Source organism: Emticicia sp. GW821-FHT11C11, from assembly GCF_058808615.1.
The window spans coordinates 721,915-741,350 of the sequence record NZ_JBXARV010000001.1 but is presented as its reverse complement, the minus strand read 5'-3'; the positions used below and the strand labels follow the sequence as shown (position 1 = coordinate 741,350).

Genomic DNA, 19,436 nt, shown 5'->3' with positions numbered 1-19,436 from the left:
TCATCTAGATTTACTCATTTATTTTCTTTTGATTTACTCTTATTTATTGTTATTTTGTTATTACTTTGTTACTGAAATTAGAATGAGTAACAAAAAGTAACAGTAATTATGAGTAAAACGAAAACACCTACCGGAAATAAAGGGCAAAAAGAACCTGTAAGATTAAGAGAAAAGAAATTAGCTAATGGAAGCATTAGCCTTTATCTTGATATATACTATAATGGAAAAAGAAGTTATGAGTTTTTAAAACTCTACTTAATTAATGCTAAAACTCCATTAGAGAAAGAGCAAAATCGACAAACCTTACAAACTGCCCTAAGTATAAAAGCTAAACGCCAAATAGAAATTCAAAACGGAGAGCATGGCTTTGCAAGTACTTTTAGAACCGACACGCCTTTTTTAGATTATTTTAGAAAGCTATGCGAGGGAAGAAAAGCGAATGTAGGGAATTATGGAAACTGGTTTAGCTGCTTAAAGCATCTTGAAAGGTATTGTGATGAAAAAATAACCTTTAAGAACATTGATACTAATTTTATAGAGGGGTTTAAAGTATATCTTGATAATGCATCAAAAGACCAACATAAAAGAAGACATAATCAGTTAGATGATAAAGAAGCCACTAAATCATTATCTCAAAACTCAAAAGTCAGCTATTTTAACAAACTCAGGGCGTGTATAAATCAAGCTTATGACGATAGAATATTATCCATAAATCCATTGAGAGGTATAGAGGGGTATAAACAGGATGAAACAGAAAGGGTTTACTTAACAGTCGAGGAAGTCAAGACTTTAGCTAAAACGCCTTGTAGATACCCTGTATTAAAACGTGCCTTCCTCTTTAGTTGCCTAACTGGAATAAGGAAAAGTGATATTGAAAAAATGACTTGGCGAGAGATACAACCTTTTGGAGAATATACTCGAATAGTATTTAAGCAGAAAAAGACGAAAGGTCAGGAATACTTAGATATAAATAAACAAGCTGTAGAATTTATGGGAGAAAGAGGGGAATCCGATAAACTTGTATTCTCTGGTTTTAGGTACAATAGCCAAACCTTAACTGAATTATCAAAATGGTGCATGAAAGCCGGAATAACAAAAGATGTTACTTTTCATAGTGCGCGGCACACATTTGCAGTTATGATGATTGATTTAGGAGCCGAGATATACACGGTATCCAAACTATTGGGGCATAAGGAAATTAAAACGACGCAGTTATACACTAAAGTATTAGACAAAAAGAAGCAAGAGGCCGTTAACCTTATTCCAGATATTAATATCTAATGCAAACACCTATGGAAGATGGATTTATAACCAAATTTGAAAGCCTTGATATAGCATCACAGAACACAATAGAGAGCCGGATTCAGGAATTGGAAAGAAAGATTGAAATACATAAGGAGAATGATAGTCCAGATGAATTTGATGATTTTATTGCAAAAGAAATAACCAGATGCAAAGAAGATATGAACACAATGATAAATGAAGCATGTAGCCCACTTTTAGACGTTTATTGCTTACCTAATATATCAATGATATATAATCTATCTAAAGAATATAAAAAGGTCTTAGAAGGGAAATTTAGAAAAAATAACAAAGACTCAAAATCCGCTTTGCAAAAAAAAACTCGTACTTCTTTACCCAAAGACTTAGATAACTCCGAGGTTAAAAAACTACTACAAATAGCAATAAATAAAGGTTTATTAAATAAAGATTATAGTACAACAGAGTTTACTAAAACAATAGCACAAAAAGCCCTATTGGCTCAAATAATAAGTGAACGCCTAGAACTCCCAAAACCTATGTGGAAACCATTTGAAATTCTTTGGGGAGTTAAGAATTTGGCTCAACAAAAATATGCAAGTACAGAGAAAGTAGGCACTGTTAAAGGTGGTAAAATTATAGAACAAGCTTTCAAATAAGTTTTAATAAAAAAAATTAAGGCTCCCTATATAGGTACTATAATGGTACCTATATAGGGAGTTTCTTTTATCTTTCTTTCTAATCTTTACATTATCAAACCAGACAAAGAAAGGTGCGCGCTATTTCAATGTCTATTAAACAATCAGACAATGGAAGAAAAAATCTTAGAAAAACTAGATAAGATAGAACAACTTACTATCCTATCGGCAAAGAATGTATTATGCTTTAATGATTTAGCTATTTTGACCGGGCTTAGTAAAAGCCATCTGTATAAACTGACTTGTAGCCATCAAATACCATATTATAAGCCTAATGGAAAACAGGTGTATTTTGACCGGACGGAGGTTGAAAACTGGATGAAACAAAACCGAGTTGCAACTGCAACAGAAATTGAGCAAACAGCCTTGAACCATATTGTGACTAAAAGGAGGGGTTTAAGAAGAATAAATTGATGATACTCACAGACTATTATCGCTTTGAGAAACTCTCAGACCAAAAAAGTAAGCTAAGAATAGACGGGATAGCTTCAACTAGGAGTTATAACCCTCTTGAAGCTTTAAGAGATAAGCACGGAGATTTATTTGTTTACATTGGAGATAACACCTATACAAAAGCAGGTGAGAAAAGAAAAGCTGATTTAGCAATTTCCAAAAATAAGCATATAAGTAATATTTACAATCCAGATATAAATTTACCATTCTGGTATGGCGATATGATTGGTACATCAGATGCATTTTTATTTATGCACTACAATTTTAAAATAGTAGAGGGTAGAGTACAAGCGAGTTCAATAGTTGAAATATTTATAGCCAGGGGGCAAAGGAGCAATAGGACACAGCTATATAATTTACTGACTGATAATCAACTTAATGACGAAATGAATACGCTAAGAATGCAAGCGGCCATTAAGAAAAACAAATTATAGTGAACGCAAAAGTCATTTAGCTGTAGGTTGTAATTTGTTACAAATTTAGCAAACGTTATGTATGATAGTGTAAATTTTATTCTAAAGAAAGATGATATAGGCAGGTCTAATTTCCTTAAAGAAGTACCCCGTCATTTAAAGAATGTAGGTGAACACTCCTATAATGGAGAAATGACTATATCAGGTAATCTTTATGGATTAAAAGTAACTCTCAATCAATGGCAAATAAAAGTGAAAGATGGAAGCCTATGCAAATGGCACTTAGGTGATAACTTTCAAACGATGGGGCGGGGCGATACTCAGAGAGCAATAGAAAAGTTAAGTGAAACTCTACATCTTCCAATGAGTAAAGCCACCGTTACCCGTCTGGATATAGCACATAATATTATCACTAATCACCCGCCAGAAATATACTTAAATCATTTAGGGCTACTAAAAAACTCCAAACGATTGCCAGAACCGAATGGGCTTTATTATAGCCGGACAGGTGGTAGATTATGTTTTTATGATAAGATACAAGAACAGAAAAGCAGACGTGACCCCGTCCCATTATTTTATCAAAACAAAAACGTGTTTAGGTATGAGCAACGATACACTAAAAGAATAGCCTTACAATTAGGTGTTCCTAAAGTAACAGGGGCTTTACTTTATGATGAGACTTTTTATATTGATTTGCTCAATCGGTGGCAAAACACTTATCAAGCTATACAGAAAGTAAATGATGTAATGCTAAATTTTGAAGCAATGAGAACTAAACAACAACTTTATAGAATGGGGGTACTTGTCTTAATAGAACAAGCGGGAGGACAATTAGAAATGTTAAACCAGATAAACGAGGCTTCAAAGCGAGGTGAACTTTCAAAAAAACAAGCATTTGACCTAAGGCAGACAATTAATAATGCTTGCACAATTAAAGAAAGTTTAATTGTTCCAAATGAAGCGATAAAGGAACTTGACATAAAAGTGAATGAAGCGGTAAAGCGTTACTCGTAAATACTCTATATTAAGATGTATTCTATTACCAATTTAGTAACCGACCTTAATCTAAAATAGAGAGAAATAGGTATGAGCAGAACAAAAGGAAGCCCTAAAACCGGGGGCAGAAAAGTAGGAACACCAAACAAAGTAACAGGAACTTTAAAAGATTGGATGACTGATTTGTTAGATAGGAATAGAGTGCAAATTGAAAAGGATTTAAAAGCCCTTTCACACAAAGAAAGGTTACAAATACTTGAAAAATTTATGCAGTATATAGTTCCAAAACAGAAAACAGAATTAGAAATTGTAACACAACAATCTAACGACGATTTCAACAAAATAGACTTACCTACAGAATTGCTGTTTCAATTTGCTGATTACCTACAGGATGAGAGACTTAAGCAGATTTTGAAAGACAAAACAACCCTATAAGTACTCCATTTAAAAACCACCTCTTAAATAGCTTACTTACAGGCATTTAGCATTTATTAAGTAAATCTCATGCATTAGACATAAAGAGGTTAAAAAAATCACCTAAAAAACATCAGAAAATGTAATTATTTTCCATTGCCTTCATATTGTAATTTATTTCTAATGAACCTATTCAATTTGTTCAATTGAATATGGAGAAATTCCATTAGGAGACATTATATTTGTTCCAAATATTAGGAATTATAGCGTTTAGCTATTGTTTTTGGGTAAAGAAAATCGCCAATTTTAAGCACTCCAAAGGACAATAAGTAAAACGCTCACGCTTTGGCGTGGGCTTGCTTATTGGAGTGTGGGCGTTTGGCGATGCCTCTTTACCGATTAAGTTTTGTCCACGCCTATTTTTATGGTGTGGTTTAAGGTTAAATCTCTTAACATTTAACAATTAAAATAAAACCGCATCATGAAAAAGAGCATTATTTGTATGATTTTAGCAGTTATAAGCGTCGACTTGTATTCACAAGGGTTTGATAAAAAATCAGTCACTTCAAACAAGAAAGTAGTGAGTGTTATAGGTGGAAATGTTGAATTATGGAGCCATATTGGCATTTTAGATACAACCTACACAATTAGATTAAAAGACCATCAATATTCAAGATTGCATGATTCTATTAACCTTAAATTTCAAAATAAAGCAAGCATTGTTGATTTTTTAGACAAAGTTATATATCAGTATGCGGAGATGAAAGTCGGAGATAGTTTTGATTTAGGTTTAGAGACGGGAAATACAGGTGTATGTAAAAGTATTCTTGGAATAAAAGTTTTGGCAATAACGGGAGAACTTGATATGTTTGGCTATTTAGAAAAAAAGCATGTGGAAAAGATGCTTAACTATTTAAAAAAATTGTAGAATACCAAAATATTTTAGTCATACACAGTTTTTTTATGACGTGAGTTGAAGTAAAATCTCTATTTGTTATCAATCTATAAAACCCTTTACAATGAAAAAATTAATGTGTGTCTTATCACTATCTTTATTTATATTTTCCTGCAATTCATCTGAGGATAAAGCAAAGGCACTTGTAAAAGATTATTTGAAGAACAATTTAGATGATTTTAGTAAATATGAGCCTGTTAGTTGGGGAGAGTTAGATTCAGTTGTCAATATTTTAGATAAGAACTCATATTATATTGGGAAGTAATACTATAAACCAACGGAAACCGTATCAAGAGAAAATACTGATTATAAGCATTTTATTTAAAATTCGAATTTATAGTTAAACACCGGAATTAACCCTAATTGATTAATTTCAACTAAAGCATTGGGGCTAGCGAAATACCGGCTTTTAGGATTTTTGTGATTGGTTACATTGTTCAAATCCAATGAAAAAGTAGATGTAGTTTTAGAAGTATTTTTGACAAAGCTTATGCGGAGGTCTGTTCTGAAAAAACCTGATAGTTGCTCTTTATTATAGATTTCACTGTAATTCAAAATTTCCTGTTGATTTTTTATGGATTCATCCAGGTTAATAGGTATGACTCTGATACCCCCTGCCCATGTAGTTCTTAAATTCAATCCTAACAAGTTCATGCCTTTTTTTCCTACCTTCCATTCTTTACCGGCCAGAATATTCTGCACATAATTATTATTAAATCTGGCAGTTCTTTTTACTTTATCTAAAGTTGTATAGGTACCGTTGAATAGTGAGGTAGTTCCTAAAAAATAAAAACCTTTGGTTAAAGATTTTTCTATCGTCAATTCTATGCCGTAATTCTCCCCGGTACCTTTGCTTACCAATTCAATCGCATTTACGCCATCTATTTCATTCAGAGATGAGTAAGTGCTAATTTCCTTATTAGTTAGTGAGTAGCCGACTCCAACTTTATCATGTTTTTGAAAATAAACTTCGCTCACAATTCGCCATGTATTGGCAGGTCTGAATTCGTATCCGATAATATAATGATAAGATCTTGGTATCTCTAAATTCCTGTTAGGTTGAACTATTGCTTTCGCAGTTGTATCATATTTACTAAGCATATAGGTCGAGATGGGCTCTAATCTACTGTGTATGCCAAGTCCCCAGTTTATACTGCTTTTATCACTAACCTGCCATTTCCCGGCCAATCTGGGCTCAATTGTATAGGTATTATTCAGTGTTAAAAACATAGAATGAATACCATAATTCAAGGTTACGTTAGGCGCAATTCTGTATTTCCATTGCAGATACGCCTGCAAAGTATTCGTATTTCCTGTTCCGTTTTGTTTTACAGCTGTAGCGCTTTGAACCTGAAATTTGTTTAATACATTATAATTCAAATTACTGTAAATGAATCCTAAACGAAGCGAATGCAGATTGTTTATTTTATTGTTATACTGATTTGAAAACCTTAAGGTTGAGTATTTATTCTGAGCGATATCGATAAAGTACGTACCTTTTTTACTCTCATTGCTGGTAATGTTTTCATTTCCTGACAAAGACAGTATACTTTCCATGTATGATTTTTCATTCAGTCTGTGGACAATGTTCAAACCGGAGGTGAAAAAATTGGATTTCTCCACTTGCAAAAAGTCCGGATTGGCCTTGTAGTCACTGGAACTCAAGGCGCCCAATCCCCAGATTGAAACAGAAGTTTTACGAAATAGGAAAGAAAACTTAAAAACCAGATCTTGAAAATTAGGAGTTGCAGTTGGGACAACATTTAATCCGAAAGACTCAATAATTTTCAGTGTCGAATAGCGATAGTTAAATAAATAAGAAGATTTATTCTTTTTCGAGAGAGGTCCTTCTGTCGAAGCTTCAATACCTTGAAAACCCAATTGAATACTATTTTCTCTTTTTTCGCTATTACCTTTTCTTAATCTTATATCAAATACGCCTGAACTTGCATTGCCATACTCAGCAGGAAATGCGCCTGTATAAAAATCTGAGTTACTTAGCACATTAGTACTTATTGCGCTAATCCCTCCACCGGAAGCTCCTTCTGAAGAAAAATGATTAGGACTGGGTACTTCAATTCCGTCAATTTTCCATAACAGCCCTTTAGGACTATTTCCCCGGATCACAATTTCATTAGTTTCATCATTTACGTTTGACGTACCGGCAAATGATAGTGCCATTCGACCCGGGTCACCCCATGCAGCAGCATATCTTTTTGTTTGCTCAACCGAAAAAGATCTGACACTAACAGTTGCCATATCATTAATTGGTGAGCCGTGTGCTTTTTGGGCTCTTATTACCACCTCATCCAGTTTATTAAAGCTCTGACTTAATAAAATATTCAATTCTGTTTCTTTGCCCGAACTTACCAGAACTTCGTTTAAAACAGCATCATCATACCCGACACAGGAAACTTTTACCGAATATCTGAATATCGATAAGTCCAAAATTTTAAATTCTCCCTCCTGATTGGTTAAAGTAATACTCTTGTTGTTTAAATAAATAGTTGCATTCAGAACAGGTTGTTTTGTCTCAGCGTCTATAACCTTGCCTTTAATTGTTTGAGATAAGCTCTCGGAATAAATAAAGAATAAAACAACCCCTAAAAATATTCTCATTTTGATTGAAATAACATGTAAAAAGGAACTATGTGAAAATTAATACAATTACTTAGAAAATAATAATTAAACACAAATCCGAGGTTGGAGCAACATACCCTCAATATGTAGATTATATAAAAAAAGAAGATTGTTCCTCTTCTTCCGTGTCATTTTTCTGTTAAAATTCTCTAGTTCTGCAATTCAAAACTCAAAAAAACAATTCAAATATAATTTTTCAAATAACAAATTGCACAATATAAATATATTTAAATAATATTAATCTACTAATTTGGTAGATTAAATAGAACTAGTATATATTTACATCGCCTTATTAATAACGGCATCCGCTTATAACAAAAAAACAATCTCACTATGCAGAAAATTCTATTACTCATTTTTGGAGTTATTTATTCGTTTCAGATAATTGCTCAAGATAAACCTACCATTAACGCCAATATAACAGGTAAAGTGGTAGATGCTGTCACTAATGATCCCCTTATAGGTGCTACCGTAACCATTAAAGGTACCACCAATGGCGGACAAACCGATGCCAACGGAGAGTTCAGACTTATTACCGGTCAAAAGCTCCCTTTCACACTTATAGTGAGCTACATTGGCTATCAGAAAAAGGAAGTAGTCATCTCTGAACCAAATGTTGAAATCAGATTGGATGCTGCGCAAAATCAACTCTCTGATGTGGTAATTACTTCACGTCGTCGTCAGGAGTCGGCACAATCAGTACCTATTCCGATTTCGATTATAAGAGGTGTATCGGTTGAAGACGCCGGTGCATTTAACGTAAACCGTCTGAAAGAACTGGTACCAACTGTTCAACTATATGCTTCTAATGCCCGTAATACCACTTTGAATATTCGTGGTCTGGGTTCTACCTATGGCCTAACCAACGACGGTATCGACCCCGGTGTAGGTTTCTATGTTGACGGCGTTTATTACGCCCGGCCGGCAGCCACAGCCCTTGACTTTATCGATATTGAGCAAGTAGAGGTGTTGCGCGGCCCACAAGGGACACTTTTTGGAAAAAACACTACGGCCGGTGCTTTTAACATTACTACGCGTCAGGCAAGTTTTACGCCAGGTGCAAGTTTTGAATTGAGCTACGGTAACTATGGATACATTCAGGCAAAAGGTTCAATAACCGGCCCGTTAAGCAAAAAACTCGCTGCCAGAATCTCGTTTACAGGTACTCAACGCGATGGGTTGCTTTTCAATGTAAGCAAACAACAGTATATCAACGACATCAATAACCTGGGTTTAAGAGCGCAATTGCTCTATGCACCTAGCGATAATGTGAAGATTACAATCATTGGCGATGTGACAGAACAAAAACCTAATGGTTATGGTTGGGCTGTAGCAGGAGTTGTAACCACAAAACGCCCGGCTTACCGTCAATTTAATGCTATTCTGGCTGATTTGAACTATACGCTGCCTTATTCGAGCGCCTTTGAAAGAAAAGTTGACCTTGATACACAGTCTAAAGCTGATAATAAGTTTGATGGTGTTTCGGCCAATGCTGATATCAAAATCGGTAACGGAACGCTTACTTCTACTACTGCTTATCGTTACTGGAAATGGGTTCCGCTAAACGACCGTGACTACACAGGTCTGCCAATCTTTACTATTTCATCAGGCAACTCAGTGCATACGCAATGGTCGCAGGAAATCAGATATTCGGGACAGATCTCTTCAAAAGTAAGTGGTGTAATCGGGGTATTCGGCCTTTGGCAAGACTTGAAATCAGATCCTGTACAAACAGAGGAAGCCGGTTCTGCCCAATGGAGATTCGCGCAAAGTTCAACAAGCAACTTATGGAAAACACCCGGCTTGTTTGATAACTTCGGTATCAGAACTACCAACCGGATCCAAAGCACAGGTTTAGCTGTTTTCAGCCAGGTTGACTGGGCAATCACCAGTAAAATACATGTATTGCCGGGTCTTAGATATAACTACGATAAAAAAATAGCTGATTACAAACGTGAAACCTACGGCGGATTACAAACGACTGATCCGGCTCTTATTGCTCTGAAAAATGGAATCTACAGCAATCAGGCATTTAACACTACCGTAAATGAAGATAACGTTTCAGGTCAGTTAACACTGCAATACAGAGCCAGCGATAAATTCAATGCATTTGCTACTTATTCAATCAGTTACAAACCGGTTGGTGTAAACATAGGTGGTTTACCAACTGCTAATGGCCAGGTCTTGATTGATCTTGCCAAAGTGAAACCTGAATTTGTGTCGCACAAAGAGATAGGTATCAAAACCAAACCATCAGCCAACTCAATTCTGAACATTGTTTTCCACGATACTGATATCAAAGATTATCAGACTCAAGTACAAACGCCTGAACCGGGTGTAAACAGAGGTTATCTGGCCAATGCCGAGAAAGTAAGAGTAATTGGTGTAGAATTAGACGGTAACATAAGATTGGGCAACCACTTCACTCTTAATGGTGCACTTGCTTATACAGATGGCAAGTATGTCACATTCAAAAATGCGCCAGTACCTCTTGAAGAAGTAGGCGGGGCACAAGCCTTTAAAGATATTTCAGGTAGTGAATTACCGGGTATTTCTAAATGGGCCGGGTCAATAGGTGGCGAAGTAACTGCAAAAGGTGGTCTGCTCGGACTAAAAGGTAATTATTTCTTAGGTCTTGATGCTTACTTCCGTTCTAAATTCTCTTCAAGTCCTTCACCGTCACAATACCTGAATATTGATGGATACACACTAGCCAATGGCCGTGTTGGGTTCAGGGCTTCTAATGGTATAACTTTCTTTGTGTGGAGCAGAAACCTGTTCAATGTAGATTATTACGAACAATTACTGGCAGCGCCGGGTAGTGCAGGTAATTACGCAGGTATTGTGGGTGATCCCCGTACATATGGAGTTACACTACGATATACTTACTAAAATGCAGTAAAATATACTGAAATACAGATTCAGAATTAAAGCAAACAAAAGGGATTGTACTCATAATAGAGTCAATCCCTTTCTGTTTTTTGTGTTTAATATCATATTTTTAGATGTCATTCTTATTACACTCTTCCTTGTTTATTAAGCCTCTGTTTCTCCGGCCCTAGGTACCATTAAATAAAAATAACTGAAACTAAACTACAAATGCTTGACAAAGTACCCGAATTACCATTTATTTGAAACAGTAAATATAACGCTATAGACTAAAAAAGAGGCCTTCATTTTGTCTCACATTGCTCTCGTTCAAATTAAGTCAGCTGCCACAAAATTTCACAAGAGTCAGCTGATGTAAACGTATAATCTTAAGTAAAAAATCTATCAACCTTATAAACTTTTGTTTTGACTATGGAGGAATACATTGGTATTATTAAGCCCTTTGCCGGAACCTTTGCGCCAAGAGGCTGGCAATTTTGCGACGGAAGAAAATTACCGATTCGTGATTATGAAGCGCTCTACACAATTATTGGAACAATCTATGGAGGAGACGGTGTCAAAGACTTTGCCGTGCCTGATTTAAGAAGCCGCATACCCATTGGCCAGGGGCAATCACCCGGGTTAACTGCAAGAGCAATTGGAGAAGACGGAGGCTCAGAAGAATCGATTATTGATTTAAAAACTTTAGCGCGCCACTCTCACACTTCTAATGCACTGAATGTAGCGGCCAGTTCAGATACGCCTGAAGACCACTTTTTAACTGTAACTACTACTGATCGCTATTGCACCAAAGATGCAGTAGATACTGATATACTTATGAATAATGAGGTAATATCTGTTGCAGAAGGTGGCTCTGAATCTCACTATAACATGCCCCCTTTCCTTGTCATTAATTATATAATTTGCTGTATAGGCATCTTCCCTTCTCAACAATGACTTTGTAAGACTTTATTATAACTCTGACTTTATTTTAAACTAATTAATTAAGATGGAAGATTACATAGGAATGATTAAAATGTTTGCCGGTAATTATGCACCCAAAGATTACCTTCTTTGTGACGGTAAAATACTTAGTATTAGACAATACCAGGCCCTTTTTGGCGTCCTTGGCTTTACTTATGGCGGTGATGGTAAAGAAACATTTAAGTTGCCTGACTTAAGAGGGCAAATGATAGTAGGAGTCGGCACAGGAAAAACAGATTTAACAAACCCCAATTCTGATAATCTGACTCCCAGAAGCAGAGGTAATTCCGGAGGCGTAGAAAAGGTAGTACTCGGTGCTGAGCATATACCTAAGCATACCCATACTTATAATGCTTTAACTGGCGACAGAGAAAACAAAGAACCTAATAATAATTTTTTAGGGAAAACAGTAAGTGTGTTTTATGCCAGCAAGGGGGCTACCGACCAATTAGTGCCCATGGCTTCGGGTGCTATTTCTCAGGCAGGAGAAGGATTTGGGCACGAAAACATGCCTCCATTTTTAACTATCAATTACATTATTTGCATCAGAGGTATATATCCCACAAGACCTTAACAGTTATTGTTTTTTATCAACCCTGATAATCAGTTAAAATTTGAAAGAGAAGCACAGAATATTGCTGTTTTATTTTCAAATTACTAAACACTTTTGCTTGAAATATGGAGGAATACATTGGCATTATTAAGCCCTTTGTAGGGCACTTTGTACCAAGAGGTTGGCTGCCCTGTGACGGAAGAAAACTACCGATTCGGGAATATCAGATATTATTTGCAGTTATTGGAAGAATATACGGGGGAGACGGAATGAATGACTTTGCCTTACCCGATTTAAGAAGCCACATACCAATTGGCCAGGGGCAATCACCCGGGTTAACTGCAAGATCAATCGGACAACAAGGAGGTTCTGAAAAGTCGATTATTGATTTAAAGACTTTAGCGCGTCACTCTCACACTTCTAATGCACTGAATGTAGCGGCCAGTTCAGATACGCCTGAAGACCACTTTCTAACTGTAACTACTACTGATCGCTATTGCACCAAAGATGCAGTAGATACTGATATACTTATGAATAATGAGGTAATATCTGTTGCAGAAGGTGGCTCTGAATCTCACTATAACATGCCCCCTTTCCTTGTCATTAATTACATAATCTGTTATGTGGGCCTATATCCTCACCGCTCATAACCTGATAAAAAGAATATCTTTAATACAACTCTAATTTTACTTTAAACTACTCAATAAAATGGAAGAATACATAGGAATGATTCAATCGTTTGCAGGTGATTATGCCCCCTATGGCTACTTACTTTGCGAAGGTCAAACGCTTAACATTCAGCGATATGCAGCCCTATATGCCATTATAGGTGCTACTTATGGTGGTGATGGTAGAACTACTTTTAAATTGCCTGATTTAAGGGGTCGTGCAATAGTTGGAGGTATAACCGACTTATCTCCAACAACCCCTGCCATTTCTACAGGTTCGTCCAATAGAAGTGCCGGTGAATTTGGGGGATTGGAAAAAGTAAAACTTGAAAAAAAACATATTCCCCCACATAATCATGGTTATAATGCTATATCAGGTAATAGAGAAAGTAAAGACCCGAAGGATAAGTTTCTAGGGGCTACAGCAGGTTCTTTTTACGCAAGAAAAGATGCTACTGATACGCTAATGGCTATGAATGCCGAGGTTATTTCTCCGACAGGAGAAGGGAAAGAACACGATAACATGCCTCCATTTTTATGTGTCAATTACATCATCTGCGTGGATGGTGAGTTTCCTGATAAACCATAGTAATTATTAAAAATTTATATAAATATCCTACAATCATGGAAAATTTTAACGATATCCTATCTGAAAACTCAGACGGTATCCTAACTGAAAATTCAGATAAGCATTCAACAACGAAGAAAACATGGATTAAGCCGGCAATGAGAACGCTTCAGACCTCAATTAACGGTGCAGGCGATGGAGATGATGAAAACGCTTCAGGTCTTGCTTCCTGACTCTTAATTTTTTAAATCTGAGAGATAAATTGCTGTTAAAAGGGAGGTCACATCAGTCTCCCTTTTCAAATTTTGTGGGGTTGCCAATCGTTCAATTATTTTTTTATTGTTTACCATACTGTTTTCAAAACTTTCCGGTAACCCGCTTTCAAGTAATTTCTCCAGGAAAACTTTATTTTTGAATCTCAAATAAGGTATAACTGCTCCACTTTTATCATTCCGATTATAAATTTCTTCCGGCAATATTCTTTCAAGCGATTTTCTAATAAACTGCCTTTTTATATTTTGAGGCTTGAAAAAATCTGAAGGTAATTTTAACATAAACTCCAACAATCTGATATCTGCCATTGGATACCTGCATTCTGCATTGAATCTTAATGCGTGTAAGTTTTCTGCCTCAAATCGTAGAGAAATAAATGGACGCATAATCCGAGAAACAAGATAGTTTTTGTACGACCTCACATCTATTTTATAGTCGATTCCCGGCAAATCCTTCAAATGATCAGAGCTCAGAAAATCAGCATCCTTATCCTTAGCTATGGCTCTTTTACCCATTCTGTAGCCAAAAATTCTATCCCTAATGTATCTTAAAAGCGATTTATAAATTTTTAAATCAAACCTTAAAAACTCTTTTAATATACGGCTTAACCTGAATTTGTACCAGATGTCATACATCCACAAATTGCCCGAATCGGTTACTATTTCATCTCCGGCAAAACCGCTGAGCTTGACACGGCAGTTATTTAGCCTCATTGCTTCATATATCGACTTTTGCCAGGTAAAATTCGGCATCTGTAGGCCACCGTGTACATTTATGCCATACTTTATCTCATCAAAATAGTTTTCGAATGGATGTTTATTCAGTTTACGGATATTTTCTTTTTTAATCCTTAGTAAATCCAGTACTAAATCTTGTAAATGCTCTTCTTCTTCCTTTACATCTGGTGCATGAGCTCGGCCTTCTTCCGACTGCACCAGAGAATACGAGAATAAATTGTCAATAAAACTTTCATTGCTCTTAAGAACTTCTTTGCTCATACAGGCAATTGATGAAGAATCAAGCCCTCCGCTAAGCTCCAGCCCAACCCCAAAACATTCGATTCCGCGCATTCTGCATTTAACCGCCTCATAAAACAATTGATAAAATTCCTGATAGCAATCTTCTTTCAAAACAGCTTCTTTCGGAAAAACCGGCTTCAACTCCCAGTATTGTACCTCCTCTAAATTATTCTTATCAAACATTAAATAATAGCTTGGCTTTATTCTGAAAATGTCCTCATAGCAAGTATACTGCACGCCTACTGATCTTTGAATAAACTCTCCATGAAGCATCCCCGCTAAATACGATTTTTTATATTGAGTATTGATAAATCCAAGATTCCGGAAAGCATTCATATCGCTTGCGAAAAGTAGTATTCCATTCTGATACGTATAGAAGTGAGGCCTTACTCCTATATGGTCTCTCGCCATAAAAAGTGTCTCCTGTTGCTTATCCCATACAACAAAGGCGAAGTCACCTAAAAGATGTGTCACACATTGCTCCTGATAGTGAGTGTAGGCAGCCAGTATATATTCATGGTCTGATACGGTGGGCGCATCTTTTATATTCACTTTAGAAGCCAGTTCTTCACGGTTATCTATTCTGCAGGAAGCCGCCAGCACATACCGTTCATTCTGTACAATACAGGTAGTTTTGAGAGATTCGGGAGTATTGAACAGGAATTTATTGCAGATAAACACGTCATTGGTTTGATAAATCCCTACTGCATCCCCCTTAAAAAAAGCCATTGATTGTTGCATATTTTGAGCAACCTCAGAAATATCAATAGAAGGGTTTAAACAAACACAGCCAAAGAATTGTGACATATACAGCAAAAATTAGTGTCTAGAAATAGAAGAAAACTTTATTTACTTCTTTCATTGAAAAATACGTAATTTGTAATAAAATACAAAAAGCTTAATGACTAATAAGTATCTTGCTTACGGTATCCCGGTAATTTCATCAATTAATCTGCCCGCTTTTGCAAGACTTTCTGAATTAAATGGCCATAAACCAATTAATGTGACTGTCGGTAAAGTGCCGGGTAAATTAGTAAATGTGCCACTAGTACAAAAACCATTCTCTGCCTTTAACGAATCTGAGTTTTTATACACCATACCCGGTGTGGCAAACTATTATGTTAGCAATGGAGAAAACATAATTATAGAGCCGACATGTGATAGCCAGGAAGATATATTGCTTTATTTTTACTCCAACTGCATGGCCGCGGCATTATTCCAGAGAAATCTGATCCCTTTTCATGTTTCAGGAGTATTTATTGAAGAGAATAAAGTTATCTTATTTGCCGCACCCTCACGGACAGGCAAGTCTACCACTTCGGTAATGTTGCAACAAAAAGGGTATGCTCCCTTTACTGACGACACAGCCATACTAAGTATTGAAAACGGACAATGCTTTGCGTATGCTTCCTACCCTATGATGCGCTTATGGCAAAATACTATAAAGGAGCAAAGCCTTCTGAGCGATGCCGATAAACAATTAATCCGGAACAATATCAACATAAATAAATTCGGCTTTTCGTTTCATGATCAATTTGTAACTGAGAAGGTTGAAGTAGCAGGAGTAGTATATTTAAGTGCTGAGGGAGACCATATTAGAATCAAGAGCCTTAATATGAGTGATTCTATTGAAACATTACACAAAAATGTATATAGGAAACAATGGTTACACGGCATGAAAAAACAGGTATTATTATTCAAACACCTTACAAATATTGCCAGTGCGGTTCCTACATGGAAAGCTATCCGACCTAAGTTAATACCTACCTTCAAGCATTTTGCTGATACTATTGAAAAAGAAATTATAATGCCTTTGAAACACAACGAGTCGATGTTAAGCAAATGAACTTAATTGCTGCAAAAGAAAAAAAAGTTACATCAGAAGTAACCAGCCCCTCTAACATAGTGTGGTTGGCCTCTTATCCGAAATCAGGTAATACCTGGTTTCGATCGTTTCTGACAGTTCTTTTAAATGATGCAGAGCTAGATATCAATAAAATAGGAACGGATGGAATTTTCTCCAGCAAATCATTCATAGAAAATACGTTAGATCTCAGCGCTGACTATCTGAATCCGCGAGAAATAGAAACATTTCAGAGAATCACTTTCTCTTATATGTCTGAGAAAAGTCTGAAAAATATTTACTTGAAAATCCATGATGCGTTCACTTTTTCAGAAACAGACAAACAACCGCTGATTCCGGAAAATCCAACTAAACTGGCAATCTATTTAATCAGAAACCCGTTAGATGTGGCCTTGTCATTAGCTAATCATCTGAATACAAGCGTAGATGACGCCATAGACAACTACCTGAATAATGAGAACGGAGCATTTTCAAAAAAAAGGAATATAGGTGTAAATCAATTTCATCAACCACTAGGCACCTGGTCAATGCATGCAGAGAGTTGGTTAACAAACCCCACTTTTCCTGTTCACGTCATCAGATATGAAGATATGAAAGCCCAACCTTTTGAGACATTCAAAGGCGCCGTAAACGCGATAGGGTTAGATGCACCTGACGAAAAAATACGACAGGCTATTGATGCGACAACCTTTGAGAAATTAAAAAAACTTGAAGATGAAAAAGGTTTTAAAGAAAAAATGAACTTCTCAAGCAATTTCTTTTTTAAAGGACAAGCAGGCCGGTGGAAAGAAGAATTAACACAACATCAAATTGAAAAAATACGCGTAGCCCATGAACCCATGATGCGGAAATTTGGCTACTGGTAAAATTTAATAACAATGAATTACCAACTCAACAACGAAAAAATTCTGTTCACACAATTAGGTGATGAAGGTATCATATTTGACTTAGAGAGTAACGAGTATATCTCGCTGAATGAAACGCTCTATAAAATTCTTAAAGGTGTAGAGCAAGGCAACGATACTGACACTATTGCGCTAGCCCTCTGTAATGAATATTCTATTTCAGCAGAAGAATGCAAAGTTGATGTTGCCGCTGCTTTATCTGAACTGGAGGAAAAAAAATATATAATCAGATGAGTTTTTTAAGAGGCATACGGCTTTTTTTTCGAATGAGTTTACGCCGTAAACTGCTTTTGATATCGGTGGTTCCACTGTCTTTTTACAGCTTCATTTTATTTCACTTTTTCAGGTCAAAGGCTCGGTTCGGAGAAAGAGATAAAACAGCTGATACCAGAGAAGATGTCGATATGCAGTTGGTGAGAGATATCAGCCTGGCCATCAGGGTGATTGGTAAATATAGCCCGTGGGCCAATGTTTGCCGGCACCAGGCTTATCAGGCAAAGTTGCTTTGTAAATTTTATAAAATACCTTATACCATTTATGTAGGTTTCAGGAAAAGCCCCGAGGGAGCTATTGAAGGACACGCCTGGACAATGGTTAACGGTTATTTTATGACAGGTATCTGCAAACCGGAAGAATATACAGTTCAGACGATTTTCGCTTGAAATTATAAAACCACTCAGCATATACTTAATAGTAAAAGGCCGGAATATTCCGGCCTTTTACTATTTCATTCAGTTTGTTATTTCTTCATTCGATTCTCAAACAAAAACACGCCGTTTTTATTCGCAACCACCAGGTCTATTTTTTTGTCTTTATTCATATCACGGGCAACAATATTCAAGCCTGCGCCTGAGTCGTTGTCAATTACATGCTCTTCCCAATAAGGAGCTTTAGCGGGTGTAAACTCAAACCACAGCAAAAAGGGAGAATCGGCATCGCCCGGGTCGCGGCCATGGTGCGCCAGAAATCTTTTCCCTGTAATGTATTCTTCACGACCATCCCCGTTTAAATCAGCCATTATTGATGAGTGTGTCTGCGCAGTAGTAGTGCTCATCAGGTGAGTAACAAAATCTATCTTGCCATCTTTTTCTACCTGCTCATGAAACCAGATACCTAAAGCATGGGCCGATGCACTCACTACATCATTTTTACCATCGCCGTTTACATCTAATATCTGCATATGGGAACAGGGCTCACCCAGATTAGCCGGATGAAACACCCAGTTACCTGCTTTATTATCTTTTGTACCTTCAAACCAGCCTTCGCGCACTATCACATCTTTTATACCGTCTTTATTGATATCACCAAAGCCAATACCGTGAGAAAACATTTCTGTACCGGGTACATTTTCTTTGCTGATGGCATGGCGTTTCCACGCGGTTTCTCCTTTTTTTGTCGGAGCTTGTAACCACACTATCTGTTTCTTTTCTTTGTCGCCGCAGAGTATGTCCAGCCTGCCGTCGTTATCAATATCAATAAACCCCGGTGATTCATTCGAAATACCTACCGAGTCGGCAATGATGTGTTTTTTCCATTGTCCCGGTTTATTTTTAGGGTTTTCGAACCAGAAACCTGCTTTGCCCGGAAAATCAATGATTACCACGTCATCCCAGCCGTCCAGATTTACATCCATTCCCAGATTCAGAAAAGATTCGCTGTATTCCTTGCGAGGGTCAAATGCACGGGAGGGAGCCATTTCATGGCGTTTCCAGTTTGGTGCCTCAAACCAATAATAGCCGGCAACTATATCAAGTTTTCCATCTTTGTTCAGGTCGGCTACGGCTACGCCTTCGGAAATAAAGTCTCCGGTGATTTTCGTCTTCTTGAAATCGGGCGAGGTAATGGTTTGTCCGGAAATATCACTCCAGAAAAAAGCACCGGCCAACAAGAGCATTAACTGACCGG

At 36.7% G+C, this 19,436-nt stretch carries 21 protein-coding genes; 18 read left to right on the top strand and 3 right to left on the bottom strand.

From position 1 onward, the window contains the following. Positions 1-108 precede the first annotated feature (108 nt). The 8 genes from AC1RRY_RS03055 (at position 109) to AC1RRY_RS03020 (ending at position 5,454) form a co-directional block, all read left to right on the top strand. The gene (locus AC1RRY_RS03055) at positions 109-1,281 is read left to right on the top strand and encodes a phage integrase SAM-like domain-containing protein (protein WP_492818085.1); all 1,173 of its coding nucleotides are present in this window, start codon (positions 109-111) and stop codon (positions 1,279-1,281) included. An 11-nt stretch (positions 1,282-1,292) separates the two neighbouring features. Continuing rightward, positions 1,293-1,919, top strand: coding sequence for a hypothetical protein (locus AC1RRY_RS03050; protein ID WP_492818086.1), 627 nt, complete (start codon positions 1,293-1,295; stop codon positions 1,917-1,919). Between the two features lie 150 nt (positions 1,920-2,069). Then, on the top strand, positions 2,070-2,372 hold the full coding sequence (locus AC1RRY_RS03045; RefSeq protein WP_492818087.1) for a helix-turn-helix transcriptional regulator: 303 nt from the start codon (positions 2,070-2,072) through the stop codon (positions 2,370-2,372). Continuing rightward, a complete protein-coding gene (locus tag AC1RRY_RS03040) occupies positions 2,372-2,845 on the top strand; it encodes a hypothetical protein (protein ID WP_492818088.1) in 474 nt (157 codons plus the stop codon). Before AC1RRY_RS03045 ends, AC1RRY_RS03040 begins: the two co-directional genes overlap by 1 nt. Before the next feature lie 57 nt (positions 2,846-2,902). Further along, entirely contained in the window at positions 2,903-3,838 is a 936-nt protein-coding gene (locus AC1RRY_RS03035) for a phage/plasmid replication domain-containing protein (RefSeq protein WP_492818089.1), read from the top strand. A gap of 72 nt (positions 3,839-3,910) precedes the next feature. Beyond that, entirely contained in the window at positions 3,911-4,255 is a 345-nt protein-coding gene (locus tag AC1RRY_RS03030; RefSeq protein WP_492818090.1) for a hypothetical protein, read from the top strand. A 460-nt stretch (positions 4,256-4,715) separates the two neighbouring features. After that, complete coding sequence (locus tag AC1RRY_RS03025; protein WP_492818091.1) at positions 4,716-5,162, top strand: hypothetical protein; 447 nt, start codon at positions 4,716-4,718, stop codon at positions 5,160-5,162. Between the two features lie 91 nt (positions 5,163-5,253). Next, a complete protein-coding gene (locus tag AC1RRY_RS03020; protein WP_492818092.1) occupies positions 5,254-5,454 on the top strand; it encodes a hypothetical protein in 201 nt (66 codons plus the stop codon). A gap of 56 nt (positions 5,455-5,510) precedes the next feature. Here the strand turns inward: AC1RRY_RS03020 and AC1RRY_RS03015 are convergent, their stop codons facing one another. Further along, complete coding sequence (locus AC1RRY_RS03015; protein ID WP_492818093.1) at positions 5,511-7,808, bottom strand: TonB-dependent receptor; 2,298 nt, start codon at positions 7,806-7,808, stop codon at positions 5,511-5,513. Between the two features lie 354 nt (positions 7,809-8,162). On the opposite strand from AC1RRY_RS03015, the gene AC1RRY_RS03010 reads away from it, so the two are divergent. The 6 genes from AC1RRY_RS03010 (at position 8,163) to AC1RRY_RS02985 (ending at position 13,703) form a co-directional block, all read left to right on the top strand. After that, positions 8,163-10,721, top strand: coding sequence for a TonB-dependent receptor (locus AC1RRY_RS03010; RefSeq protein ID WP_492818095.1), 2,559 nt, complete (start codon positions 8,163-8,165; stop codon positions 10,719-10,721). Positions 10,722-11,129: 408 nt separating this feature from the next. After that, entirely contained in the window at positions 11,130-11,654 is a 525-nt protein-coding gene (locus AC1RRY_RS03005; RefSeq protein ID WP_492818097.1) for a phage tail protein, read from the top strand. A 52-nt stretch (positions 11,655-11,706) separates the two neighbouring features. After that, positions 11,707-12,255: a phage tail protein gene (locus AC1RRY_RS03000; protein WP_492818099.1), complete on the top strand. Its 549-nt coding sequence runs from the start codon at positions 11,707-11,709 to the stop codon at positions 12,253-12,255. A 104-nt stretch (positions 12,256-12,359) separates the two neighbouring features. Then, on the top strand, positions 12,360-12,884 hold the full coding sequence (locus tag AC1RRY_RS02995) for a phage tail protein (protein ID WP_492818101.1): 525 nt from the start codon (positions 12,360-12,362) through the stop codon (positions 12,882-12,884). 58 nt (positions 12,885-12,942) lie between these two features. Further along, positions 12,943-13,491 carry a phage tail protein gene (locus AC1RRY_RS02990; RefSeq protein ID WP_492818103.1) on the top strand — a complete coding sequence of 183 codons (549 nt, stop codon included), beginning with the start codon at positions 12,943-12,945 and terminating at the stop codon, positions 13,489-13,491. Between the two features lie 35 nt (positions 13,492-13,526). Continuing rightward, the gene (locus tag AC1RRY_RS02985; protein ID WP_492818105.1) at positions 13,527-13,703 is read left to right on the top strand and encodes a hypothetical protein; all 177 of its coding nucleotides are present in this window, start codon (positions 13,527-13,529) and stop codon (positions 13,701-13,703) included. A 3-nt stretch (positions 13,704-13,706) separates the two neighbouring features. On the opposite strand, the gene AC1RRY_RS02980 is transcribed toward AC1RRY_RS02985, so the two are convergent. Next, entirely contained in the window at positions 13,707-15,569 is a 1,863-nt protein-coding gene (locus tag AC1RRY_RS02980) for an asparagine synthase-related protein (RefSeq protein ID WP_492818107.1), read from the bottom strand. A gap of 94 nt (positions 15,570-15,663) precedes the next feature. Between AC1RRY_RS02980 and AC1RRY_RS02975 the strand changes: the two genes are divergently transcribed. Genes AC1RRY_RS02975 through AC1RRY_RS02960 form a run of 4 tightly spaced genes read left to right on the top strand, consistent with a single transcriptional unit; the run spans position 15,664 to position 18,193 of the window. Beyond that, entirely contained in the window at positions 15,664-16,608 is a 945-nt protein-coding gene (locus tag AC1RRY_RS02975; protein WP_492818109.1) for a hypothetical protein, read from the top strand. Next, positions 16,605-17,492, top strand: coding sequence for a sulfotransferase domain-containing protein (locus AC1RRY_RS02970; protein ID WP_492818111.1), 888 nt, complete (start codon positions 16,605-16,607; stop codon positions 17,490-17,492). Before AC1RRY_RS02975 ends, AC1RRY_RS02970 begins: the two co-directional genes overlap by 4 nt. A 12-nt stretch (positions 17,493-17,504) precedes the next feature. Continuing rightward, positions 17,505-17,765: a PqqD family protein gene (locus AC1RRY_RS02965; RefSeq protein WP_492818113.1), complete on the top strand. Its 261-nt coding sequence runs from the start codon at positions 17,505-17,507 to the stop codon at positions 17,763-17,765. Further along, entirely contained in the window at positions 17,762-18,193 is a 432-nt protein-coding gene (locus AC1RRY_RS02960) for a lasso peptide biosynthesis B2 protein (protein WP_492887583.1), read from the top strand. Before AC1RRY_RS02965 ends, AC1RRY_RS02960 begins: the two co-directional genes overlap by 4 nt. Positions 18,194-18,270: 77 nt before the next feature. Here AC1RRY_RS02960 and AC1RRY_RS02955 read toward each other — a convergent pair whose 3' ends face one another. After that, on the bottom strand, positions 18,271-19,425 hold the full coding sequence (locus tag AC1RRY_RS02955; RefSeq protein ID WP_492819284.1) for an FG-GAP repeat domain-containing protein: 1,155 nt from the start codon (positions 19,423-19,425) through the stop codon (positions 18,271-18,273). Between the last annotated feature and the right edge of the window lie 11 nt (positions 19,426-19,436).